The organism is Brevibacillus centrosporus, assembly GCF_003710815.1.
GTDB lineage: Bacteria > Bacillota > Bacilli > Brevibacillales > Brevibacillaceae > Brevibacillus > Brevibacillus centrosporus.
Window position 1 is genome coordinate 152,138 of the sequence record NZ_RHHP01000023.1, and the last position, 21,997, is coordinate 174,134.

General features: G+C 51.0%; 22 protein-coding genes, 2 pseudogenes and 2 riboswitches. Of the genes and pseudogenes, 14 read left to right on the forward strand and 10 right to left on the reverse strand.

What is annotated here, in order from left to right; translation table 11 throughout:
• Window positions 1–4 precede the first annotated feature (4 nt).
• The 4 genes from eutC (at window position 5) to EDM55_RS18665 (ending at window position 3,323) form a co-directional block, all read left to right on the forward strand.
• Window positions 5–874 (forward strand): ethanolamine ammonia-lyase subunit EutC, encoded by an 870-nt coding sequence (gene eutC, locus EDM55_RS18650; RefSeq protein WP_092268392.1) that lies wholly within the window; start codon window positions 5–7, stop codon window positions 872–874.
• A 338-nt stretch (window positions 875–1,212) separates the two neighbouring features.
• Complete coding sequence (locus tag EDM55_RS18655) at window positions 1,213–2,061, forward strand: hypothetical protein (protein ID WP_122961038.1); 849 nt, start codon at window positions 1,213–1,215, stop codon at window positions 2,059–2,061.
• Window positions 2,036–2,275 (forward strand): hypothetical protein, encoded by a 240-nt coding sequence (locus EDM55_RS18660; protein WP_092268390.1) that lies wholly within the window; start codon window positions 2,036–2,038, stop codon window positions 2,273–2,275. The genes EDM55_RS18655 and EDM55_RS18660 overlap by 26 nt, the downstream gene beginning before the upstream one ends.
• A gap of 100 nt (window positions 2,276–2,375) precedes the next feature.
• A complete protein-coding gene (locus EDM55_RS18665) occupies window positions 2,376–3,323 on the forward strand; it encodes an aminopeptidase (protein ID WP_092268389.1) in 948 nt (315 codons plus the stop codon).
• Between the two features lie 81 nt (window positions 3,324–3,404).
• Here EDM55_RS18665 and EDM55_RS18670 read toward each other — a convergent pair whose 3' ends face one another.
• Window positions 3,405–4,019: an SDR family NAD(P)-dependent oxidoreductase gene (locus tag EDM55_RS18670; protein WP_246070843.1), complete on the reverse strand. Its 615-nt coding sequence runs from the start codon at window positions 4,017–4,019 to the stop codon at window positions 3,405–3,407.
• 28 nt (window positions 4,020–4,047) lie between these two features.
• On the opposite strand from EDM55_RS18670, the gene EDM55_RS30355 reads away from it, so the two are divergent.
• The 4 genes and pseudogenes from EDM55_RS30355 to EDM55_RS18685 form a co-directional block, all read left to right on the forward strand.
• The gene (locus EDM55_RS30355) at window positions 4,048–4,260 is read left to right on the forward strand and encodes a hypothetical protein (RefSeq protein WP_170184332.1); all 213 of its coding nucleotides are present in this window, start codon (window positions 4,048–4,050) and stop codon (window positions 4,258–4,260) included.
• Between the two features lies 1 nt (window position 4,261).
• Window positions 4,262–4,480 carry a hypothetical protein gene (locus EDM55_RS29975; protein WP_139228080.1) on the forward strand — a complete coding sequence of 73 codons (219 nt, stop codon included), beginning with the start codon at window positions 4,262–4,264 and terminating at the stop codon, window positions 4,478–4,480.
• Between the two features lie 95 nt (window positions 4,481–4,575).
• Window positions 4,576–6,021: a cardiolipin synthase gene (gene cls / locus EDM55_RS18680; protein ID WP_092268388.1), complete on the forward strand. Its 1,446-nt coding sequence runs from the start codon at window positions 4,576–4,578 to the stop codon at window positions 6,019–6,021.
• Window positions 6,022–6,129: 108 nt separating this feature from the next.
• Window positions 6,130–7,395: pseudogene (locus tag EDM55_RS18685) on the forward strand (nucleobase:cation symporter-2 family protein); the annotation flags it as partial.
• 63 nt (window positions 7,396–7,458) lie between these two features.
• Here the strand turns inward: EDM55_RS18685 and EDM55_RS18690 are convergent.
• From EDM55_RS18690 to EDM55_RS18715, 7 genes and pseudogenes are all read right to left on the reverse strand, one after another.
• Window positions 7,459–7,842 carry an OsmC family protein gene (locus tag EDM55_RS18690; RefSeq protein WP_122961042.1) on the reverse strand — a complete coding sequence of 128 codons (384 nt, stop codon included), beginning with the start codon at window positions 7,840–7,842 and terminating at the stop codon, window positions 7,459–7,461.
• 48 nt (window positions 7,843–7,890) lie between these two features.
• A complete protein-coding gene (locus EDM55_RS18695) occupies window positions 7,891–9,507 on the reverse strand; it encodes a M20/M25/M40 family metallo-hydrolase (RefSeq protein ID WP_122961043.1) in 1,617 nt (538 codons plus the stop codon).
• Between the two features lie 58 nt (window positions 9,508–9,565).
• The gene (locus EDM55_RS18700) at window positions 9,566–10,306 is read right to left on the reverse strand and encodes an IclR family transcriptional regulator (RefSeq protein ID WP_122961044.1); all 741 of its coding nucleotides are present in this window, start codon (window positions 10,304–10,306) and stop codon (window positions 9,566–9,568) included.
• A gap of 108 nt (window positions 10,307–10,414) precedes the next feature.
• Window positions 10,415–10,648: pseudogene (locus tag EDM55_RS18705) on the reverse strand (D-arabinono-1,4-lactone oxidase); the annotation flags it as partial.
• A 7-nt stretch (window positions 10,649–10,655) separates the two neighbouring features.
• Window positions 10,656–10,811, reverse strand: a complete 156-nt coding sequence (locus EDM55_RS31470; RefSeq protein ID WP_326244997.1) for a hypothetical protein — start codon at window positions 10,809–10,811, stop codon at window positions 10,656–10,658.
• Window positions 10,747–10,941 (reverse strand): hypothetical protein, encoded by a 195-nt coding sequence (locus tag EDM55_RS30630; RefSeq protein WP_220388413.1) that lies wholly within the window; start codon window positions 10,939–10,941, stop codon window positions 10,747–10,749. Before EDM55_RS30630 ends, EDM55_RS31470 begins: the two co-directional genes overlap by 65 nt.
• Window positions 10,929–12,116: an amino acid deaminase/aldolase gene (locus tag EDM55_RS18715; protein ID WP_122961047.1), complete on the reverse strand. Its 1,188-nt coding sequence runs from the start codon at window positions 12,114–12,116 to the stop codon at window positions 10,929–10,931. The genes EDM55_RS30630 and EDM55_RS18715 overlap by 13 nt, the downstream gene beginning before the upstream one ends.
• A 277-nt stretch (window positions 12,117–12,393) precedes the next feature.
• A riboswitch (purine riboswitch) is annotated at window positions 12,394–12,493 on the forward strand.
• A 54-nt stretch (window positions 12,494–12,547) separates the two neighbouring features.
• Here EDM55_RS18715 and EDM55_RS18720 point away from each other — a divergent pair.
• Window positions 12,548–13,981, forward strand: coding sequence for an NAD(P)/FAD-dependent oxidoreductase (locus EDM55_RS18720; protein ID WP_092268382.1), 1,434 nt, complete (start codon window positions 12,548–12,550; stop codon window positions 13,979–13,981).
• A 73-nt stretch (window positions 13,982–14,054) separates the two neighbouring features.
• Here the strand turns inward: EDM55_RS18720 and EDM55_RS18725 are convergent, their stop codons facing one another.
• Together EDM55_RS18725 and EDM55_RS18730 are read right to left on the reverse strand one after the other, a co-directional pair.
• Window positions 14,055–14,510, reverse strand: coding sequence for a MarR family winged helix-turn-helix transcriptional regulator (locus EDM55_RS18725; RefSeq protein ID WP_092268381.1), 456 nt, complete (start codon window positions 14,508–14,510; stop codon window positions 14,055–14,057).
• 212 nt (window positions 14,511–14,722) lie between these two features.
• Window positions 14,723–15,340, reverse strand: a complete 618-nt coding sequence (locus EDM55_RS18730; RefSeq protein ID WP_092268380.1) for a PdaC/RsiV family protein — start codon at window positions 15,338–15,340, stop codon at window positions 14,723–14,725.
• A gap of 162 nt (window positions 15,341–15,502) precedes the next feature.
• Between EDM55_RS18730 and EDM55_RS18735 the strand changes: the two genes are divergently transcribed.
• The 5 genes from EDM55_RS18735 to EDM55_RS18755 all read left to right on the forward strand — a co-directional run bounded on the left by EDM55_RS18735 (window position 15,503) and on the right by EDM55_RS18755 (window position 21,971).
• On the forward strand, window positions 15,503–16,978 hold the full coding sequence (locus EDM55_RS18735; protein ID WP_092268379.1) for a methyl-accepting chemotaxis protein: 1,476 nt from the start codon (window positions 15,503–15,505) through the stop codon (window positions 16,976–16,978).
• Between the two features lie 75 nt (window positions 16,979–17,053).
• Window positions 17,054–17,165, forward strand: a riboswitch (SAM riboswitch).
• 204 nt (window positions 17,166–17,369) lie between these two features.
• Entirely contained in the window at window positions 17,370–18,404 is a 1,035-nt protein-coding gene (locus EDM55_RS18740) for a BMP family lipoprotein (RefSeq protein WP_092268378.1), read from the forward strand.
• 94 nt (window positions 18,405–18,498) lie between these two features.
• Window positions 18,499–20,028: an ABC transporter ATP-binding protein gene (locus tag EDM55_RS18745; RefSeq protein ID WP_092268377.1), complete on the forward strand. Its 1,530-nt coding sequence runs from the start codon at window positions 18,499–18,501 to the stop codon at window positions 20,026–20,028.
• Window positions 20,003–21,073 (forward strand): ABC transporter permease, encoded by a 1,071-nt coding sequence (locus EDM55_RS18750; protein ID WP_092268376.1) that lies wholly within the window; start codon window positions 20,003–20,005, stop codon window positions 21,071–21,073. The genes EDM55_RS18745 and EDM55_RS18750 overlap by 26 nt, the downstream gene beginning before the upstream one ends.
• Window positions 21,060–21,971: an ABC transporter permease gene (locus tag EDM55_RS18755; protein WP_122961048.1), complete on the forward strand. Its 912-nt coding sequence runs from the start codon at window positions 21,060–21,062 to the stop codon at window positions 21,969–21,971. The genes EDM55_RS18750 and EDM55_RS18755 overlap by 14 nt, the downstream gene beginning before the upstream one ends.
• Window positions 21,972–21,997: the final 26 nt, after the last annotated feature.

The window sequence follows — 21,997 nt, forward strand, 5'->3', positions numbered from 1 at the left end:
GTTGATGGAGCAGCAGTTGGAATATTTGGTCGACAAGGTCGTGGCAGAGCTGCAGAAAAAGCTGAGTGAAAGGGCGAGGAACGGTTCGGCGAAAGCTTTGGGAGCATTCGATGGTTCCGAGTCTCCTGTCCACGTAGTTGAAGAGGAGCGAGGGGCGAATGTCCCGAATCCGAAATGGCAGGAAGGCATGCAGGAGCTCTTGGACAGCACGCCTGCCCGGATCGGTGTGTGGCGTACGGGTGTCCGTCCCTTGACCCGGACCATGCTTCAGCTCCGGCGTGACCATGCAGCGGCGGTCGATGCTGTGTATGGCGAAGTGCAGCAGTCGCTGCTCGACGAGTTTTCCCTGTTTACCGTGGAGACGCAGTACGACAATACCGAGAATTACTTGAAGCGGCCGGATATGGGACGAATCCTCAACGAAGAAGGGGTGCGGCTGCTCCTGGAGCGCTGCCAAAAGAAGCCGCAGGTGCAAATTGTCGTCTCCGATGGGCTGAGTGCCAGCGCCGTTGATGCCAATCTGCGAGATGTCCTGCCTGCATTGCTGGACTCGTTAACCAGCTATGGATTGAGCTGCGGCACACCGTTTTTCGTCAGAGGAGGACGTGTCGCGAGCATGGATCACATCGGAGAACTGCTGCAGCCGGAAGTGCTGGTGCTTCTCATTGGAGAGCGCCCTGGTCTGGTGACTGCCCACTCGATGAGCGCCTACATGTGCTATCGCCCGCGCAAAGGCATGGTGGAATCGGAACGCACTGTCATTTCCAACATCCATCGTCAGGGAACGTCGCCCATCGAGGCAGGCGCTCATATCGGGACTATTTTGAGCAAAATGCTGGAACAAAAGGCGAGCGGGGTCAAGCTGGTGCTCTAGTAATTGAAGTGGTTATTATTATCTTCTTTGTCTTCACTCCCGTATAAATGTTCTGAAAACAGTCAACGCTACTAGGGAGAGGAGAGGTGGATATGTTTGGTAGGAAACGAAAGAGTAGTCGAAACGAAAAGAAGCCTGAAGTCAGACTTCTAAGAGAGTTCAAAGTAGGAGATACAGTTGAAGTATCAGTTTATCAAATGAGTCGTTCCTATAAGCCTGATTTACCTTCGAATAGAGAGCAGCAAGGAAAAAAATAAAATAGTCAAACCCTCTACACCTTTCAGTTCTTTCCTGTAAAATAAAGGAATAGTTGGATCGGGTAGGGGGATTTTTGTCTGATGATTCAAAAAACATTCACATTGTTAAGAGAAAAATTATACGGGGTGTTTGTGGCTGGGGTGCTACTTGTCATCGGGAGTTTAGTTGGTGAGTTAAAGGAAGTATACAGTACGATCATTCTTCCTTTTGTATCCATGGCAAACTTACTGGAATCCTATCAAGATGCTAATAATTTCACCAAGCTATTGTTTAGTGCTATTTGTATTATGATTTATTTGGCGGTTGTTAGCTATATCCCCTTGCTGATTGCAAAAGATCGTAAACAAATAGAAAAATCTTCCCCTGCACCTGAGATCATGCTTTATACGGAGGAAATCTCTGCTGCAATGGAAGTCATAGAAAAACCAGGCGTCCAAGAAATCGAAATTACGAATACAGTTGATCATTTAATGAGAAGGATTGGGATGCAAGCCATGAGTATCTTCCCAGGGTTAGATCACCGGTTTGTGAGGGCATCGTTTTTAGTGACCAATTTAGAAGGGAACATCATGGTTGTTAGTCTTGGCCGGCATTTTGGACTTACAGAACTTGATATGAAAATGGTTGATGAAATCTTGGGCATGCCAGATAATCCCTATTTAAAAGGGAACGTACGGGAGTTATTTCCTGCAAATGACATGGAGGCTATAGGGTTTATACGTAATCAAGGTCCTAATTTTCGATTTGGGTACGTAATTATGCTGCCTAGCAAAGAAATGATTACTATGGAAACGGAAGCCCACTTCAAGGCTGCGGCAGTGGCCGTACAGCATATCGTCTACATGGACAAGTTATGGAAACTTATGGTATCCTATAGTCAAAATCTTGATGGAGGTGGAAGCGATGGAAGTAGTAGATCAAGAGCGTAAAGGTATAACGACGAACGGGACTGAATTCAGTGTTGCAGTCTATCGCCCAACGAAAAAGATCCTTCCAGCTGAGAGAGTCTCCTTTTCAGACGATCACACCGCCATCCTGAAAGAAATCCTACAGGGGCAGGGTGAAATAGCCGCAGGTACTGAAAAATCAAAAGCAAAATCGACAGGTTTGATTCAGTCGATTAAAGATTATTTTCATAAATAGCATTACGAGGAGACCCCAGCGGTTTCCTTTTCTATTTGTGCCCCCCGTTTTTAAGAGGCATAATAGATTTGAGGATCAAGTCGAAAGGGATGGGACAAACATGAAGCTGATTGAGAACAGCAAGGGAATCCTGACGAGCTGCATGGCTTTGAAACCGGGCGAATCTTTTCTAGTTGTCGCCGACGACATAAAACGTGAGCTGGGGCAAGCCCTGTGGGAGGCTGGCAGAGAACTGGGAGCCGAGTCCGTCCTGATGGTGATGCAGGAGCGCGAGAAAAGCGGACAGGAACCGCCGGCAATCGTAGCAGAAGCGATGAAAAACGCAGATGTAGTTGTCTGTGTAACAGAGCATTCGTTGACGCATACCAAGGCGCGCAAAGAGGCGGCTGCCAACGGGACACGACTCGCGACCATGCCTGGCATTACAGAGGATATGTTTTTAGAAGGGGCAATCGCTGCTGACTATACTCAAGTGAAGAGCTTGACGGAGAAAGTAACGGAAATGCTCAGTGCAGCAAGTACCGTACGAATTGAAAAAGAAGGCAAGAGCCTCCAGTTCTCCATCGCGAGCCGTCCCGGTGTTCCGAGTACGGGTATGTATGTGAATCCAGGCGAATCAGGCAATCTTCCTTCTGGGGAAGCCTACATCGCACCTGTAGAGGGCTCGGCGCATGGCCAGATTGTGGTCGACGGCTCCATTTCCGGAATCGGAAAAGTGGACAGCCCGGCGCTGCTGACTGTGGAAAATGGCCGTATCACTTCTACAGAAGGAGCTGCCGGCGAGAGACTGTTGCAGATTTTGGGCGAGCAGGACGGGCGCATGCTGGGTGAATTCGGGATCGGCACCAATGACAAGGCTCGCATTACCGGAGTCGTTTTGGAGGACGAAAAAGTCTACGGGACGATTCACGTAGCATTTGGCAGCAACAACACCTTTGGTGGAACCATCGTCGCGGGTGTTCATATCGATTGTGTCGTCAAAGAACCAGACGTGTATTTGGACGATCGTCTGATCATGAAAAAAGGTCAGCTGCTGGACCTGGTATAAACGAAGGACAGAGCAGCAGGCAAAACGAAAGCCCCTCCCGTTTAGAGAGGGGCTATTCCATGTAGAAAAAGCAAGAAAGTTTTACTTAAACGAAGCGTAGCCTTCGTCGACCATGACCACGCTGCCGTTGATTGCGCTTGCTTCCGGAAGAGACAGCAGATAAACCGAGTCCGCGATTTGCTCGGGCTGAGTCAATTTGTTGTCCATGACTTTCGTTTTCATTGAGTCAAGCATACCGGAATCCTTGTAGCCTTGAATGATAGGCGTATCCACTGCACCAGGTGCGACCCCTACCACACGAATGCCGTAAGCAGCCAGCTCCAGAGCAGCTGATTTTGTCATCATGATCACGGCACCTTTTGTGGCGTGATAAGCAAAAGTACCTGGAGAAGCCAAGAACCCGAAAACGGAAGCCATGTTGATAATCACACCTTTGATGCCAAGCTCCCGCATTTTTTTGCCGGCGGCCATAATGCCATGAGCGACCCCATGCTGATTGACGTTGATGACAGCGTGGTAATGGCTCCATTCCAAATCAGGGACAGGCGTTAGGCGACCGATTCCTGCATTGTTGAACATGACATCCATTCGACCGAAAGTGGCTACAGATTTATCCACTAAAGCCTCGACGTCCTCGTATTTCGAAGCTGTCAGCCAAGCCATATCCATACTGGAAGCGGAACTGGGGCTTGTCATCTTTACTCGTTCACGGGGAAAGGGCGCCATGTCCACTCCGGAGGGAAAAGTGATCATTTCCAAGGCGCAGGAAAATCCTGTTAAAGGTAGGGCTGAGGCAACCGCCTATAGCAGTATCGTGAGCGGCGAGCTGCGCATCGCGACGATTCCGGGGCCGATGCATTTACTACCAGATCCGTGCGCACATCCAGAGTCTGGAGGCAAACTATGGGCAATTCGATATCCTGTTTACTTCGAATAATGTGCAGGCGATACAAAATGCGGTCTTATCGGCGATAGGAGTAACCGTCGGCCTGCACTATTCCTTTTCCAAGCATGTGTCTACAGGCAGCCAGGATATCATCGCGATAGAGCTGGATCGACCTGACGAGAAGCCTATCTACTATGGCTGGGCGATGCGTAAGGGAAAGCAGTCCTCGCTAATCGCCAAGAAGTTCATCCAACGACTCGACCTCGGCTGAGGTTATGGGCTTGCTGCTCGTGCGCTGGCTGGCAGAGATGAAACTTGGATGGAAATGGTGTAAAATGGGAGAATCATGAAGGTGGATGTGGGGTAATGCTGTTGCTCGAACAAATCGTCGCGGTCATCTCGATCGGCAATGTCATGTTGGCCGCTGTCCTGATCTTTATGGAGCGGCGCAATATCGCAGCTACCTGGGCGTGGTTGATGGTGCTGCTGTTTTTACCAGGAATCGGTTTTATCGTTTATTTGATATTCGGTCAAAAGCTGAGCAAAAAGAAGCTGTATCGTCTGAAGGAGGGGGAGTTTTCTCACTTCCGGACAGCTGTTGATAAGCAGAAGTACTTGCTGGAAAACGGGAAAATGGAAGTGAATGACCCTGCGATGGAGCGGCATCGCGACATGATTTACATGAATGTGGTCAGTGATGGGGCGTATTATACGCAAGATAATGCGATTAAGGTGTTTCTGGAAGGAAACAGCCTGTTTGCCGACATGTTCGGACAGATTGAAAAAGCGCAGGAGCATATCCATTTGCTGTACTATACGATTCGAAACGATGAGCTGGGCAGCGAGCTGATGAACATCCTCGTCAAAAAGGCATCGGAAGGCGTGCAAGTCCGGCTCCTGTATGACGCAGTAGGATCAGCAGGGATTCCGTCTCGGTTTTTCAAGCCTTTGCTGGCAGCTGGAGGAGAAGCGGTCCCGTTTTTCCCAGCATCGTTTTCCTTCATCAATTTCCGGGTGAACTTTCGCAACCATAGGAAGCTGACGATCGTTGACGGGAAGGTCGGATATTTGGGTGGCTTCAACATCGGAGACGAGTACGTAGGCAAGAAAAAGCTGGGGTATTGGCGAGACACGCATTTGCGGATTGAGGGAAAAGCGGTGTACATGCTGCAAGCGCGCTTTTTCCTCGACTGGAACCTGTCTTCTCCCAAGCGCATGGCAGAGGCGATCACGTATTTCCCGGAGACGCACGGGCCAGCAGATGGGATTGGCGTGCAGATCGTGTCCAGTGGCCCCAATTCGGAAAAGCATCAAATCCTGCATGCGAACCTGAAAATGATCTACAAGGCACGACAGACGATTTACTTGCAAACCCCTTATTTCATACCGGATGAAAGTATTTTGACTGCGCTAAAAATGGCGGTGATGTCAGGTGTCGATGTCCGTGTGATGGTACCGGGAAAGCCGGATCATCTGATGGTTTTTTGGGCGACTCATTCCTATCTGGGGGAGCTGTTGAAAAGTGGTGTGCGCTGCTACCTGTATGAAAAGGGCTTTATGCATGCGAAAACTATGGTAGTGGACACCCAAATTTCATCGGTCGGTACAGCCAATATCGATATTCGCAGCTTCAAGCTGAACTTTGAGACAAATGCCTACCTGTATGACACGCGGATGGCGGAAAAGCTGGAGGCACTGTTTATCGCCGATATGGCCGATTGCCGGGAACTGACGATTGAGGAGTACATGAACCGCCCGTTGCGTTCGCGAATTCAGGAATCACTGACGAGGCTACTGTCCCCGATTTTTTAGGCCAGCGAATAGAAGACCCACTCATCCATTGCCGTTGCGGCAAGGAGAGCGGGTCTTTTTGCTGTGCGATGGACTTTGTAAGCTAGCTTAGGCTGTACCCAGCTTCACGCCTTTTTGCTCGGCATGCAGCATGTGCTGGCCATGGACTTGTATATTGCTCCTATTATTATTGCTGGCTTGCTGACCATGGACGCTTCGAGTACATCCTTTTTCATTCAAATGTGTTTTCTGGCAACGGGAATTGGAACGTTGATTCAGACTGGATTTGGTCTGCGCTTGCCTGTTGTGCAAGGCCCTTCCTATGTACCGATTGGAGCTTTGGCTGCGATCGGTGGCAAGCTCGGCTTGAACGCGATGATCGGGAGCTTGATTCCGGGTGCTTTGCTGATGGCGCTGATGGGCTTTCCGCTGAAATGGTTTGCCAAAGCTGTGCGTACACCGCTCGTTGGAGGAACGGTTATTATCATCGTAGGTATCGCCCTCATGCCGATTGGAATGGGCAATATCTATCACGCACCTGGCGCTATTTGGACCAACGTATTCATTGCTGCTGTTTCTGCGGGTGTGCTGATGACTTGTATGCTGCTGGGAAAAAGAGCAAAAGTGGCAGGCACCTTTTTCCGCCTCGTGTCTGTCCTGATCGCGATTGCAGTCGGAACAATCACCGCTGCGTATTTTGGTACGGTAGACTTCAGCCCGGTAAAAGAGGCAAGCTGGCTATCGTTGCCGAGGTTCTTCCCTTATGGCGCTCCTGTGTTTGATCTCAGCGCCGTACTGACTATGCTGTTTGTTTACATGATCATCATGATCGAAACGACTGGTACCTGGTTTGTAGTATCTACGGTTACAGATAGTGAATTGACGGAAAAACGTTTGAATCGTGCAGCAGTAGGGGAAGGGATTGGCTGCTTTATTGGGGCCTTGTTCGGAGGTACGCCTACGACCGGGTATTCATCGAATGCGGGTTTGATCGCGGTAACAGGTGTAGGCAGCCGCATGGCAATCATGGCAGGTGGCATTATTCTGGTGGCGCTCGGCCTGGTGCCGAAGCTGTCGACGGCGATTACTTGCATTCCTGAGCCGGTTATTAACGGTATCTTCGGTATCGTTTGTGTAGCGATTGTCGCCAACGGGATTAAAGTGATTCAGCACATTTCGATCGACGACCGCAACATGATGGTCATCGGATTGCCGATCCTCTGCACCATCGCGGTAACCGTGCTGCCGAAAGAGGCGCTGAACGGTGTGCCTGATTTCGTGAACTACATTCTTTCCTCCGGGATCACAGTAGGGGCTTTGGCTACTGTAATCCTAAACGTAGTCATTCCCGAGAGCAAAGAGAAAAAGCAGGCTGTGAAGCAGCAAGTGGCCTAAAGACAACGAAAACCCGCTTCAGAGCAGGGGGGCAGTCCCCATGCAACTGAAGCGGGTTTCTTTCTAGGATACGAGTTCAAACGAATCCGTGATTACGATACTATCCCGAACCGATTGAACCATCGGACAATTTTTATGAGAGGTTTCAATCGCCTTTTTTACTTTTTCCTCTTGAAGATTTTCTCCGCTGATTATGAAGTGAAGGTGAATTTTTTCAATTCGATTCGCCTTTTCTTCGTTTCGCACGACCTCGGCTGTCACCTTCATGTCACTGCACGGCATTCTCATTTTATCCAGAACTTTGCGCAGAACGCCGCTGCTGCATACGGCGATAGACGATACCATGAGCTGGTAGGGACGAAAGCCGTATTGCTCGTCGCCGGATACATGCAGGTCTCCATAAGACAAATGGCTCACAAATCCATTTTCCTTGGCCTCAAATTGCATAGCGATAGCCCTCCTCGTAGACGGTTTTCCCCCATTATACCCCAGTCGCTATTTCAACAGAGAGTGAATGCAACGCGGCAGCATGTCGCGAAGTGTATCGAATGCATAATCTACATCCAGACGCTCGGTCCACTGATGGGCATCGCGTCCGACCGGGCCGAGGTTCATGACAGGGACATCAAAGGCTTCCAGCGCCTGCAAGGGAATCGAGTAGCCTTGATCCCACAGCGGCATGTTTGCGACAAGCGGTTGCATGGAGGCAGCTGGATATTGCAAGCCTGCGTAGCTCAAATCGGAAATACCGCCGAAGTAGTTTTGCTGAAGCAGTGTGACCTGGTGCTGTTCCGCTGCATAGGCTTCCATTACCGCAGTCGTGCGCTGGATGAGCGGGTGACGACGCGAGCTGACCGCTGGGTAGAATGGGGGAGCGAAAAACAAGATGATCATCGGTGACAACTCCTTGCACAAGATCGCCAGCTGATCGACGAGCTCGATGGTCATGTCCCGGTCATCCTTGTCGCCGCGATTTGCCACAGCCTCCGCTTGAAGCTGGCTCAAGCGCTCTTCCCCATAGGTCTTGACCGCGTAGGCGTGAAGCTCCTCATAGCTCATGACACGAATGGAAAGATCCCGCGGGGTAAATGGCGCTGTCTTGGCAAATAGGCTCGCTTGTCGAGCATAGGATTGGCTGATTTGATCCGCTACCTGCCTCGCGGTTTGCAGCAGAGGCTCTACGATGTCCTCCATCTTTTTCTCCAGCAAAAACAGATTAAACAAAGTGACGGCACGGTGCGGTATTTGCACCGAGTACTCTTTTTTCAGGTCCTTCTGAATCAGATTGGTAGGGGGAGGAGAGATTTCCCCTTCGACTACCTCGCAAAATGACGTGTTCAGCTCAAGCGCGCAGGTGATCTGGGAAGCCATGAGGTTCCCGTTGAGACCAGCAAAAGGCTCACCGACGTGCGTTTCTTTCCCGTAGCAAAGAAAGCCGGGGAGTACCTTTCCGATGGAGCCTGTGTACAAATACTTGTTGTGATCGCCAGGAAAACGGGTGAACATCGGCTCGGAGTTCAGCACGGTCTTGTAGTTTAGATCAAATTCCTCCGCGAGGGCGAGCAGAGCTGGAACAGCAGCGCGCATACCGACTGAGTTGACCTCTTCGTCTGGCACTGTCAAAAGCAGGATGTTTCCCTCAAATTCGCCCTCGCATGCCCGCTCGATCATCGACATGTGCAGAGCAAGACCGCATTTCATGTCCATTGTTCCGCGACCGAATAGCCAGTTTCCCGAATTCAGATCTTCCTGTACTGCAGCTGGCATATCCGTGGCATTCGCATGAAACAGCGGAGTGAGCGCCTTTGGATCAAACGCATGCTTGCGCCATTCCCCGTAATCCTCTACATCGACGACGTCGAAATGGCTGACGAGTATGACGGTGTCCCGGACGCCTTCCTTTTTGACGAGCGCTGTGACGAAATGACGATCATCTTCCGTCGGGTTGGCACGTACGTGATCGGGATGGGCTTGAAAATAGGGAAGGCTGCTCAGCTGTTCCACGAGATAACCAGGTACCTGTTTTTCTGCGGGAGAACCGGTGATGCTCGGGATACTGACGAGATTGCACAATAGATCGACCAACTGTTCCTTCGTTTGCCATTTGCCCATGTGAGATGCCTCCGTTTTCCATTATGTGAAATAAGTTTCCGTATCGTGGATAAAAAAATTAGGCGAGACCGCCGATTCGATGCTGAATGTCGCTTGCTGCTTGCTTGGCCTTTTCAATCAGAAAAGCTAAGCGGTCCTCGTTGATTCGGTAGCTGGGTACGCCGATGCTGAGTGCGCCGACGACCTGGTGGTTGTAGCCGATGATCGGTACTGCGATGGAGGCTGTGCCCTCCGTTTTTTCACCGTAGCTGATGGCATAGCCATTTTGCTTGATAGCTGGCAGCCGCTTCAGGAGCTCCTGCTGCGCTTCCGGTTCCGTGATGAGCTCTTCTACCATGTCCTTTGCGTCTGCAGGATCCATGTTGGCCAGAATGGTTTTGTTGGGCGCACCGATGTGCAGCGGAATTCGCTCTCCCAGGTTGTCAATAATCCGTACACTGGTAGGACTCTCGACCCGTTCGAGGACGATCGAGCTCGTACCGTGAGGAAAGCTCAAATACACGGTTTCCTGCACTTCAGCAGCCAGCTTCTCCATTACCGAGCGGGCAACTGCACGTGTATCGATTTTGTCCACAATGCCCAGCCCGATCTCCATCCAGGTGTAGCCGAGCTTGTACTGCTTGGTCTCAGGAATCTGCATGATCAGTCCATGCTGCATCATGGTGCTGATCAAACGATGAACGGTGCTGAGAGGGAGAGCAGTCTGGTCCGCTATCTCCGAAATCGACCAATGCGCCTTGCTATCGTCAGAGACCAGAACCGAAATGATGCTCATCGCTCGGTCAATCGACTGTACCAACGTATTTCCCCCTCTGATTTAACTCGAAGAATGCTTCGAATGTTTTTCAATCCCTACTATTTTCAATCTATCAGAATTTTTTGCGTATATCAACAAAAGTGATGCGAGCTATGTGCGCACGGGAACACCAAAAAGCTCGGACAAGTACGGATTGAGGAAAAGGCCATCGGGATCCATGTGAGTGCGAAGGGCGAGAAAATCTTCGAGGCGGGGGATGGCCTCTATCCTTTGAAAATAGGGCTGATAGGGCATTCCTTTGTACATATGAACGGCGATGTAGGCACTGTCACGCCCATAAGCAGGGCTGAGCCAGGTATCGTCTTGCTTCACCTGGGTGAGTTCTGTCGTTTCATCCATGAATTTGACCTGGGCGGTATCGGAGTAGGGAGACTTCAACGGTACGTTCCGCAGGATCCACCGCGTACAGACCTGTGAGACGATCAAGCGAAAGCAGGCAGTCGTCCGTTTGGGCGATGGGGGTAAAGGAGTGACCCGAGCCGACCACGCGGATTGCAGTCGCGGACGATGGACACGACATCCTCCAATGAGTCTGGTACAGCGACTTGCAGAGGCTGACTCTTGACGTTGCCGGCCCAGTTTGACCAGCGCTTGGTATCGAGCTTTACAGTGTGCACAAACCGTCCCCCCTGTACGTAGTGACTTCTCGAACGATCTTTCCGCCTGACACGCAGTACAGTCGTGAAAAGCGTTCGCATAGCTCTCCTGCCTTTGCGTGGCGAAAGAATACTGGATCCCCCAGCTGCAAGGTTTCCGTTCCCCGGTAGAGAATCGGAGTCTGGACCTCGCCCGCCCCTTCGTTGGGAAGCAGCTTTACCTTTTGGGGCAGGTAGGGAAGGGGGAGTCTGTCTTTTCCTGCTGCACCAGAGGCGATGTAGCCACCGCCTGCGCAGGTGTAGATGCTTGCGGCAGGCTGACGAACAATTTCCAAAGCAAACCCGGCTGCGGGATGAAATCGGAAGTCCTGATAGTAATCAAACAAAGCGGGCGAATAAAAACCGGAGCCGGCAGTCAGTTCGGTGACCGCCTCTTCCTTCCCAGTCAGGTGCAGGCTTCCGGTGCCGCCTCCATTCACAAAGCGGGGTGATAGCCCCAGCTTTTGAAGCTCGCTTGCCAGCATCGCACGGCGCTCGGCTATTTCCCGTGCGGAATGCTGCTTCAAGAGGCGGATGACAGTATTTTTGAAAAAGCGGCGAGGATATCGATCACCTACACCTGCAATCTGCGTTTCATAGCCCATGATGCCGTCCAGGTACAGATGATCGGAGGCGGCAATGCGGCGTACGACATCTCGGGCAGCCTCGAGGGAACGAATCGGGGAGCGCCAGACGCCAAAGTGCAGACCAAAAAGATCCGAAGACATGTCCACATCCAGGCAGACAGGCAGACGAACCCCCGTGCGGCGGGCGAGCTGTTCTACATGCTCCACATGCAAGAGAGAGTCGATCATCAGTGTAATGCTGCGGCCGTTTTTTACCTCGCCCGCAATCGCTTCCAGCCAGCTCTTTTCCCAAATCGGATAGCCCAGCAGCAGTTGGTCCATGCCGTGGGCGCACAAATGGAGCACTTCCGGTCCCGAGTAGCACATGAGCCCGGTAAAGCACTCGTCCAATTGCAAAAGATGCTGGAGAATGGCGACGCTGCGTATCGATTTGCTCGCGATCCGGATCTGCTTTCCGTTGCTCTGAAGTCGCACTTGCTGGGCATTTTCCTCCAGCATATCCAGATCGATGAAGGCAAAAGGCTTCGGAATTCCGGAAAAAAGAGACTGATAATAGCGATAATCCCGCATGTGCTTAGCCTCACCCTTTTTATCAGCTTGTAATGACTATATGAGTGGTAAATTTCTACCTATTCCTACTTTTTCTGTAGTTTCCTGCCGAACGGTGGAGAATGATTTGCAAGAAAAAACGAACGTTCGGAATTAATGTTCGGATTTTAGGTCTTTTATCGTGATTTTTTGTGCCTAATGGATGCTAATTTTTTGTAAACACGAATAAATGGGCGTACTCTTATTGACATGATTCACAGTAGCCGTTATGATACAAATTGTTGATAGCACATAACTGGTTTTGATGAATCTAACAATTCGTATATCCTCAGAAATATGGTTTGAGGGTTTCTACAGGGAACCGTAAATTCCCGGCTACGAATGGGGTTGTTCTTGACATACCCTATTCGTCGGCCGGGAATTTTTTGCATGCTCACAAGGGGGAAACGAACATGAAGAAGTATGATGTGATCGTGGTAGGAGCAGGTCCAGCAGGGATTTTTACCTGTTATGAGATGACTCGCAAATGGCCAAAAGCCAAGGTCTTGCTGATCGACAAAGGGCATGACATCTACAGCAGACGCTGCCCCATTTTGGAGGAAAAAATCAAGCTCTGTCCGCCGCCTGCAGGGAAAAAGGATTTTTCCGGATGCTTGCCAGCCTGTTCGATTACGAGTGGGTTCGGTGGAGCCGGTGCCTACAGCGATGGGAAATTTAATATTACGACAGAGTTCGGCGGTTGGATGACCGATTACCTGAGTCCTTCCACTGTCCTGAACCTGATTCAATACGTAGACTCGATCAACCTGGAGCACGGAGCGACAGAGATGATTACCGATCCGACGACTGAGACGATCAAAAGCATCGAGCAACGCGGCTATGCAGCGGGATTGAAGCTTTTGCGCGCTCAGGTGCGTCACTTGGGAACCGAGCAAAACCTGCAAATTTTGCAATCGATTTTTGAATTCCTGAAGGACCGGATCGACATGATGTTTAAGACGGAAGTAGAAGACATTATTACGGTCAAGGTAGAAACGGGGCATCAGGTAAAAGGGGTCGTCCTGAAAAACGGGGAGGAGTTCGAAAGCGATTTTGTCGTGATTGGACCTGGACGAGATGGCTCGGCTTGGCTGACGAGCATCCTGAAAAAGCGCCGTTTGAAAATGTACAACAATCAGGTGGACGTTGGGGTGCGCGTCGAGACCTCTGACGTCGTGATGCGCGAAATCAACGAGCATTTGTACGAAGGGAAATTTATTTTCAATACGTCCGTAGGCACACGTGTCCGCACGTTCTGCAGCAATCCATCGGGGCACGTCGTGGTAGAGAACCACAGCGGAGTGATGGCGGCCAATGGACATTCGTACAAAGACCCGGCTCTCGGCTCGACCAACACCAACTTTGCTCTCTTGGTGTCCCACACCTTTACGGAGCCCTTTGATAAACCAAACGAATACGCTCGGGAAATCTGCAAGCGGGCAAATGACCTGTCCAACGGCGGCGTGATCGTCCAAAAGTTTGGCGATATTATGCGCGGTCGCCGCTCGACAGAATCCCGCATTCGCGAAGGCTTCCTGGAACCGACCCTGAAGGAGGCTGTACCGGGTGACCTCGGGTTGGTGCTCCCGTACAATACGATGAAGAGCTTGGTTGAAATGGTCGAGGCGCTGGATAAAGTGACTCCGGGGATCGCCTCCGAGCACACCTTGTTCTATGGGGTAGAAGCGAAATTCTACTCGGCTCGTCCAAAGCTTACGGAGGAATTCGAAACCGAAATTCAAGGCTTGTTCTGCGGCGGGGACGGTGCGGGTATTACACGCGGTCTGGCGCAAGCAGGTGCTGCCGGGGTATGGATGGCGCGCAACATGATCAAGCGCATGCAATAGCAATCAGCATTTCAAATGAACAAGGCTTCTCCTCCTGCATGTACGTCACTTACGGAAGGGAAGCCTTGTTACTTTAAGAGATCGCAGAATCCTGTTCCGATTCGGATTCAGCAAGCTGCAGATTGTTGAGATTGTCGTTCATTTTTTGCAGGATGCGGTTAAACGTAGCTAAATCTTCCTCGGGAATGTCGCGCAGGGCAGCCTTCTCCAACTGAATGGCGGCATCGAGCCACTCGGGGAACTTGGCTTGGGCTTGGGGGGAGAGGGATACGTAACGCTCCCGTTTGTCTTCCCCTTCTGCACGAATGACCCAGCCCATTTCCTCCAGGCGAGTCAACGTCCTAGTAATCGTTGGGGCTTCTACGTCCAGGTAATTGCTGATCTGTACCTGCGTCAACGTACTCCGATAGTGCAGGCACATGAGGATTCCCCACTGGGAGCTGTAGAGCCCCATAGGGGAGAGTACGTTATTGAGTTTTTTGCTGAAAACTCTGGCAGTTTTGCTGATTTTATGTCCGTAATATTGCATGAGTATCCTTCCTCCATAAAAGCGGGTCCGATAATCCATACACTTGCTTAAGTAAATATGTACATTTTACATAGTAACAGTTCCCATCATATAAGTAAATACTTATTTGTTTATTGAGTAGTAGGATAAGCCTCACTCGTCCACAGTTCTGCCATAAAGAAAGCTGACGACTGTTTTCCAGCGCATCAGCTCGCCTTCGTTTCGATTCTTTCCTAACTCGCTGCCAAAATACTAAGTGGCCCATCCTCTTTGATGATCGGCTCCAAATCGTACACGGAGATGGGAAACATGGGGAATCCGACATAGTACGGCGTGATTTCGTAAAGCTGAAAATAGATGACCAAGGTTTTGTCCGCGAGATAAAAGTCCTGGTCGGGCTTGATCGTTGTAAAATCGCTCAGCGTCGGGATTTGTCTCTGCTTGATTTGGGCTTTGATCATGGTGGACAGGACTTTAATATAGTCACTGCCCGGTTTGAAGAGGTCCCGCAAGGCATACAGCTTTCCGGTGTCGACATCTGCCGAGACGGATCCGAGGAAGGTCATCCCATGTGCCATTTGCGGGGTGTAGGCGTAGTTGTTCATCGTTGCACTGAAGATGCCGCGCTGGTTATTTTTGATCTCGTAGCTGCCCTGCATCTGGGTGTTTCCTTGGACCTGTACTCTTTGCTGTTCGTGAATCAGGCCTTGGACGGTTTGCAGCAAGGCTCGGTTAATTTGTGTTTCGGCCTGCTGATTGGCAAGACCTGTCAGCTGCGGGTAGTAGATGGATGTACCCGGTCGCGTGATGGTGCGCGTCAAAACGGTAACGGGAAGTCGGTTCAAATCCACTTTTTTTAGTCCTTTCTTCTCTCATATAGGTATCTGTCATAACAGCCTATTCGGATAGGGGGAAAGTGGTTTCTAGCGTTCGCATTTTTTTCACATCCACTGGAACAATCCACCATCTATAATGGAGGGGAAATACCAATCGAAAAGTAAGGAGGGACATTGATGATTCAGTTAATACGGAATACCTTGACGAACAAAGAAGGCTTTATGATCTTTGTTTTGTGGAATCATTTATGGATGGCCGGACTGATCGCCTTCCAGGAAAACGTCAATTTCTGGATGGTCAGTTCGTTAGGTTTGCTGGTGACCCTGATCGTATCGCCCTATTATTTCATTCGTAGGAACAGCACGGTTATCCGTTATCTCGTCGCGATTGGACTCATGTTTTATGCTATTTCATTTGATCACTTTAGCTCAGAGCAGGAAGTTGCCTTTCTCGCCTTTATCGTAATGGGCTTTTTGGCTGCTTACCTGGACTGGAAGCTGGTGGTGTTTGCTGGGATTACGCAGATCATCGCCACGCTCGTGGGCTTCTACACAGGCACCTATCAGATTTTTACCGGTGATTATACCGAGATCAACCTCGCTGTACGGATTGTTGCTATCTTGATGATGATGGCAGCTGTGACGTACCTGTGTCTGGCTGGACAAGCATCGCTGCAGAGAGCGAACGCTGCCCGAAAGGAAGCAGAAGAGAAAGAACAGCGTTTGAAAGAAATGCTCGAACACATCGAAGTGATGACCGAGCAGCTGGATCGCACGACGGAGCACGTACATGTGCATGCAGAAGGAACCAAACGCAATACGGATGACATGATGCTCGCCTTTAAAGAGGTTGCAACGGGTATGGAGTCGCAGGCTCATTCGACGGTGAAGATCGAGGAGGAAGTCCAGTCGATCGACCAGGAAATCGTGGGTGTCACGACGCAGACGAATGCTATGAAGGCAGAGTCTGACCAGAACAATCTGCGGCTGACGGAAAGTGTGAGCATGATGAATGAGCTGTCCAAGCAGATGGATCAGATCGTGGAGGCTGTAAATGTGGCCGCCTCAACTATTCATCAGCTCAATCGTCAGGCCAATAAAGTTGAGGAAATCGTAGGGGCCATTAACCAGATCGCGACGCAAACCAACCTATTGGCACTGAATGCGGCGATCGAATCTGCCCGTGCAGGAGAGCATGGCAGAGGCTTTGCTGTAGTCGCAGATGAAGTGCGGAAGCTGGCTGAACAAAGTGCGACGGCCACACAGGAAATCACGGAGATTTTGAAGTCGCTCCATCAGGAAAGCGAGAATGCGGTCCTCCATATTGGAAACGGGGAAACCTCTGTATCTAAAGGAAAAGAGCTAGCAGTTAAAACGGTTGAATCGATTGAAGCCGTGCGGGCAGGAATGGTTCACTTCCTGGCAGCTGCAGAGCATGTGCGTTCCAGCATGGACCGGGTCAAGCTGCGCTCGAGTGAAGTAGCGATGGAAATGTCGACGATCACCGCAGTCACCGAAGAATCGGTAGCCAATCTGGAGGAGCTGTTTGCCACCGCAGAGAATCAGCATCAAAGGGTACGGGAAATCACCGAAGAGCTGGGTGAGCTCAACACTTTGTCGCATCGGCTCCAGCAGACATTTCACAAGCAGTAAAAAGATTTGAAATAATCATTGCACTTTTGAAAAATTCTGCTAAAATATATCTGACTATAATCCTATAGATTTACTGCCTTATCTAGAGCGGCGGAGGGACTGGCCCGATGAAGCCCGGCAACCACTGTACCTTGTACAGACTGGTGCCAATTCCTACAAGACAGGTAAATGTCTTGGAAGATGAGGAAGAGGACCGTTCAGGACGCAAACTCTTCCTCAAGGGAAGAGTTTTTTTTGTACTTCTAAACGTTTTATCTTATTTACGAACATTAACTGTAATTTTTGATGAAATGTACGTAATTATTGTTGATTTTTTGGCGTAAAAACCGTACATTACATAAGTAGATAGATAAGAACGAATATAAACGCTCCAGGTAGAGAGGGGAACACCATGAAGAAATTATTGTTGGCTTTGACCACATTCGCCGTTTTGGCAGCAGGATGCTCGGCAGGAGGCAGCAGCGCTCCAGCAGATAAAGCAGAAGGACAAGCAGCGGGACAAGAGGGAGCGGCGAAAAAACGCATTGCCCTGATCCTGCCAGAGAAAATCGGGGTGAACCCGTTCTTCCAGCAAATGGACGAAGGCGCTAAGAAAGCAGGCGAAGAGTTTGGTGCAGAAGTAAAAAGCATCGAATCCACTGACCATGGCGCGATTGAAGAAAACCTGCGCGTAGCTGTGGCGGAAAACTACGATTTGATTATCACGTCTTCGTTTGAATCTGAAGATGCCTTGAAAAAAGTAGCTGCCGAAAATCCGGATAAAAACTTCGCGATCATCGATACTGTTGTTGATTTGCCAAACGTACGCAGCGTTACCTTCCGCGAGCAGGAAGCGGCTTACCTGATGGGAGCAGCGGCTGGACTGGCAACGAAAACAAACAAAGTGGGCATGGTTGTCGCCATGGATATTCCTCTTCTGAAAAAATGGACAGGCGGTTTCCAGGAAGGGATGAAAGCGACCAACCCAAATGCAGAATTCCTCGTAAACTACGTGGGCAGCTTCTCTGACCCGGCAAAAGCGAAAGAGCTTGCTTTGCTCCAGGCGTCCAAAGGCGCTGACTTCATTAACGGCGCTGCAGCTGTAGGGGATCTGGGTGTTTTTGAAGCAGCGAAAGAAAAAGGCTTCTTCACTTCCGGACAGGACGTTGACCGTACCACGATTGACCCTGAGCACATCGTTTTGTCCCAGTTGAAAGGTACAGATGCGGCTGCTTACGAGACCGTGAAGTCTTTCGTTGAAGGCAGCTTCAAGCCAGGCGTAGTGACCTACGGATTGAAAGAAAAAGGCGTGGGCGTAACCTATGTGACCCACGAAAGCAAAACGCCGCTGAACGCTTTCATCGGCCAGGAAGTAATCGACAAAGTGAAGGCTATCAATGACGAGATCGTAGCAGGTACGCGAAAAGTTCCTGACTCGTTCGAATAGCTGGCAGCATTCGTGCATTTAGGTGACCGACTACAGCTGTGTAGTCGGTCGCTTGTGTATTTCGGCTGCATCAAGAGGAGAAGGAGGAGCACGAATGACACATCGCTTGGAAATGAAGCAGATGACCAAGAAGTACGGAGAATTTACGGCCAACGATCAAGTGTCGCTCACCTTGGAGGCGGGCGAGGTGCATGCGATCGTCGGGGAAAATGGCGCTGGGAAAACCACGCTCATGCGAATGCTGTACGGGATGGAGCAGCCAACGGCAGGAGAGATCCTTCTCAACGGGAAACCGGTATCCTTTCGCGGTCCCAACGACGCGATTCGAAACGGGATTGGCATGGTACATCAGCACTTCATGCTTTTCGGAGAGTTTAGTGTGGCGGAAAATATCGTGATTGGCTACGAGCCCAAGCAGGCAGGTTTTTTCCGACGCAAGGAAGCTGTGGAGAAAGTAAGTGCTTTAAGCGAGCAATACCGCATTCCGATCAACCCACAGGCACGGGTCTCCACCTGCTCGGTCGGTGAGCAGCAAAGAGTCGAGATTCTCAAGGTGCTGTATCAGGGGGCGGATATCATCGTGCTCGACGAACCAACGGCTGTATTGACGCCGTTGGAGGTAAAAGACCTGCTGCAGACGATTCGGAATTTGGCGGCAAGTGGAAAAAGCGTCATTCTGATTACCCATAAGCTACAGGAGGTTATGGAGGTATCCGATCGTATTACCGTACTTCGCGGAGGCCGTGTGACCGGGACCGTTTCCCGGCACGAGACGAATGTCGACGATCTGGCGAGGCTGATGGTAGGCAGAGAGCTGGAAGAGCTGAGCCAGCGCATCCCTTTGGAGGGGAAACGACTGCTGCATGTAGATCAAGTGACTGTGCGAGAGAAGCAAACCCTGCTGGATAACGTGAGCTTCGCCGTTCATCACGGTGAAATCGTAGGAATCGCAGGTGTATCCGGCAACGGACAGTCTGAGCTGCTGCAAGTGATCAGTGGATTGAGGCCTGTGCAGGCAGGGAAGATCCATTTGGCGGGTGCCGATGTGACCAATAAGTCCGTAGAGTCGATCCGTCAGGCAGGACTGGCGCACATTCCAGAAGACCGCTATATGTGGGGAACCGCGAAGCAGGAAAGTGTCGAGGAAAACGCGTTGATGGGCTATCAGCGCAAGCCTGATTACTACCGGCGCGGCGTCATCCTGCGCGATGCGTTCCGCCAGGTGGTTCGCGGATGGGTAGACCGCTTTGCGATAAAAACCGGCTCCAGGCAGCTGCAAGAGCTGGCGGGCAATCTTTCTGGCGGGAATTTGCAAAAGCTGATCGTCGCAAGAGAGCTGGGGCAGGAAACCCCCTTGCTGGTTGCAGCTGAACCGACTCGCGGCGTGGATATTGGCGCGATGGAATACATTCATCAAGCCCTTATCGAAAAGCGAAACAGCGGAGACGGCATCTTGCTCGTCTCGTCTGAGCTGTCCGAAATTCTCGCGTTGTCAGACCGCATTTTGGTGATGTACAAAGGGCGGATCGCGGGAGAGCTGGCACGATCAGAAGCAACAGAAGAAAAAATCAGCGTGTTGATGGCAGGAGGAAACGTTCATGGCAGCGATCAGAGAGCTGTGTAAGTCATTGGTTCAGCCGATACTCGCCGTCATGATCGGGCTTTTGACCGGAGCGATCGTGATTGCGGCGGTAGGCGAATCGGTCATCGGGACGTATCAGGAAATGTGGAAGGGGGCCTTTGGCAGCTTTTATTTCTTCACTTCCACGCTGGCACGTGCGACACCGATCATGCTGATTGCGCTCGGGCTCGCTTTGGCCTTCCGCGCAGGCGTGTTTAACCTGGGAGCAGAGGGACAGATGGTGCTTGGTGCCATCAGTGCGACACTCGTCGCGATCTATTTGCCAGCCCCAGGAATCGTGAAAATGCTGGCAGGACTCATGGTAGGGATTGCAGTGGGCGGGTTGTGGTCGCTTTTGGCCGGATTTATGGAGGCGAGGTTCCGCATTCCGCTGCTCATTTCTACGCTTTTGTTCAACTATATTGCCGTGCTGTTCGCCAGCTACCTGGTGACCGAACCGTTTCAGGATCGGACAGGCTCGGCGGCTCTTGCGCAGACATTGATGCTGGATAAAAGCGCATGGCTTCCCAAGCTGTTCTCCGGGATGAGTGTGCACGCGGGCTTTTTCTTTGCGATAGCGGCTGCTCTCCTATTGTTCTGGGTGATTCGGTTCACGCCGTTTGGCTATGAGGTCAAAATGCTGGGTCAAAATCCGTTGTTTGCCCGGTACGGGGGGATTAACCAGATCAAGGTCATGCTGACAGGGATGTTTGCCAGCGGCGGTTTGGCTGGGTTGGCCGGAACGGTAGAAGTCTTTGGATCGCACTATCGCTTTGTAGATGGGGCGCTGACCGTTCCGAACTTTGCCTGGACGGGCATGATGGCGACGCTGCTCGCGAATTCCCATCCGATCGGCATTGTTTTCACATCGATTCTGCTGGCTGCGTTCCAGACCGGAGCGATGGGGGTCGAACGAAATACGGAGGTTCCGCTGGAGCTGGCGAGCGTCATCCAGGCGGTGCTGATTCTATTCATTTCTGCCAAGTTCAGCTATGACTGGTGGAAAAAACGCAAGGCAAAAGGGGGAGAATCACATGGAGCTGCTTGATTGGTCCCTCATCAGTTCGACCATTCGGATGGTTACGCCGATCCTGCTGGCGGCATTGGGTGGAGCGCTGTGCGCGCGTGTAGGTATTTTTAACGTAGGGCTGGAAGGGCTGGTCCTGGTCGGTGCCTTTTCGGCGATCGTGGGCAATCACTTTACGGGGAGTTTGTTTTTAGCCATCCTGTTTGCAGCATTGGTTTGTGTGCTGTTCTCCCTATTATTCGCCTACATGACGATTGGACTTCGGGCAAACGAAATCGTCGTGGGGGTAGCGATCAACTTTTTGGCACTCGGCTTGACGACGTTCGCGCTGCGAGCAATCTTCGGAGTGAAGGGCGCGTTTTACGATAAAGAGATGGCGGGACTGCCCAAGCTGGACATTCCAGTGATCAAAGACATTCCGGTGCTTGGGGACATATTCTCCGGACATTCACCGCTGGTTTACCTCGCCTTTATCGCGGCGATTGTGCTGTATCTGTTCTTTTACCGGACCGTCACCGGTTTTCGTGTGCTTGCTGTCGGTCTGAGTCCGGTAGCCGCTCGCAGTCTCGGTCTCAAAGTGACAGGGCTGCAGGTGCTGGCGATCACGATGTGCGGAATTCTCTGCGGAGTCGCAGGGGCGCAGCTGTCTTTGGGGCAGGTGACGATGTTTACGGAAGGAATGACTGCGGGTCGTGGATTTATCGCCTTGGTAGCGATGATGATGGGGCAATCTCATCCCCTCGGAATTCTGGCGTCCAGCTTCCTGTTCGGCTTGATGGATGCTCTCAGTATCCGTCTGCAAGGCCTTTCCCTTCCGACACAGTTTACCTCTATGCTGCCTTACGTATTGACGATTATTGCGATGTTCTTTGTCAAAGAGAAAAGTCAGGCAGGGGGCAGGGGGCAAAGCTCTCGCTGATCACAACGAGAAAAACAAAAGGAGGA

Excerpts from the sequence above, each read along its gene's own strand:
- eutC (WP_092268392.1), top strand. The coding sequence starts at position 5 with ATGGAGCAGCAGTTGGAATATTTGGTCGACAAGGTCGTGGCAGAGCTG.
- EDM55_RS18655 (WP_122961038.1), top strand. The coding sequence starts at position 1,213 with ATGATTCAAAAAACATTCACATTGTTAAGAGAAAAATTATACGGGGTG.
- EDM55_RS18660 (WP_092268390.1), top strand. The coding sequence starts at position 2,036 with ATGGAAGTAGTAGATCAAGAGCGTAAAGGTATAACGACGAACGGGACT.
- EDM55_RS18665 (WP_092268389.1), top strand. The coding sequence starts at position 2,376 with ATGAAGCTGATTGAGAACAGCAAGGGAATCCTGACGAGCTGCATGGCT.
- EDM55_RS18670 (WP_246070843.1), bottom strand. The coding sequence starts at position 4,019 with ATGACAAGCCCCAGTTCCGCTTCCAGTATGGATATGGCTTGGCTGACA.
- EDM55_RS30355 (WP_170184332.1), top strand. The coding sequence starts at position 4,048 with ATGTCCACTCCGGAGGGAAAAGTGATCATTTCCAAGGCGCAGGAAAAT.
- cls (WP_092268388.1), top strand. The coding sequence starts at position 4,576 with ATGCTGTTGCTCGAACAAATCGTCGCGGTCATCTCGATCGGCAATGTC.
- EDM55_RS18690 (WP_122961042.1), bottom strand. The coding sequence starts at position 7,842 with ATGCAATTTGAGGCCAAGGAAAATGGATTTGTGAGCCATTTGTCTTAT.
- EDM55_RS18695 (WP_122961043.1), bottom strand. The coding sequence starts at position 9,507 with ATGGGCAAATGGCAAACGAAGGAACAGTTGGTCGATCTATTGTGCAAT.
- EDM55_RS18715 (WP_122961047.1), bottom strand. The coding sequence starts at position 12,116 with ATGCGGGATTATCGCTATTATCAGTCTCTTTTTTCCGGAATTCCGAAG.
- EDM55_RS18720 (WP_092268382.1), top strand. The coding sequence starts at position 12,548 with ATGAAGAAGTATGATGTGATCGTGGTAGGAGCAGGTCCAGCAGGGATT.
- EDM55_RS18725 (WP_092268381.1), bottom strand. The coding sequence starts at position 14,510 with ATGCAATATTACGGACATAAAATCAGCAAAACTGCCAGAGTTTTCAGC.
- EDM55_RS18735 (WP_092268379.1), top strand. The coding sequence starts at position 15,503 with ATGATTCAGTTAATACGGAATACCTTGACGAACAAAGAAGGCTTTATG.
- EDM55_RS18740 (WP_092268378.1), top strand. The coding sequence starts at position 17,370 with ATGAAGAAATTATTGTTGGCTTTGACCACATTCGCCGTTTTGGCAGCA.
- EDM55_RS18745 (WP_092268377.1), top strand. The coding sequence starts at position 18,499 with ATGACACATCGCTTGGAAATGAAGCAGATGACCAAGAAGTACGGAGAA.
- EDM55_RS18750 (WP_092268376.1), top strand. The coding sequence starts at position 20,003 with ATGGCAGCGATCAGAGAGCTGTGTAAGTCATTGGTTCAGCCGATACTC.
- EDM55_RS18755 (WP_122961048.1), top strand. The coding sequence starts at position 21,060 with ATGGAGCTGCTTGATTGGTCCCTCATCAGTTCGACCATTCGGATGGTT.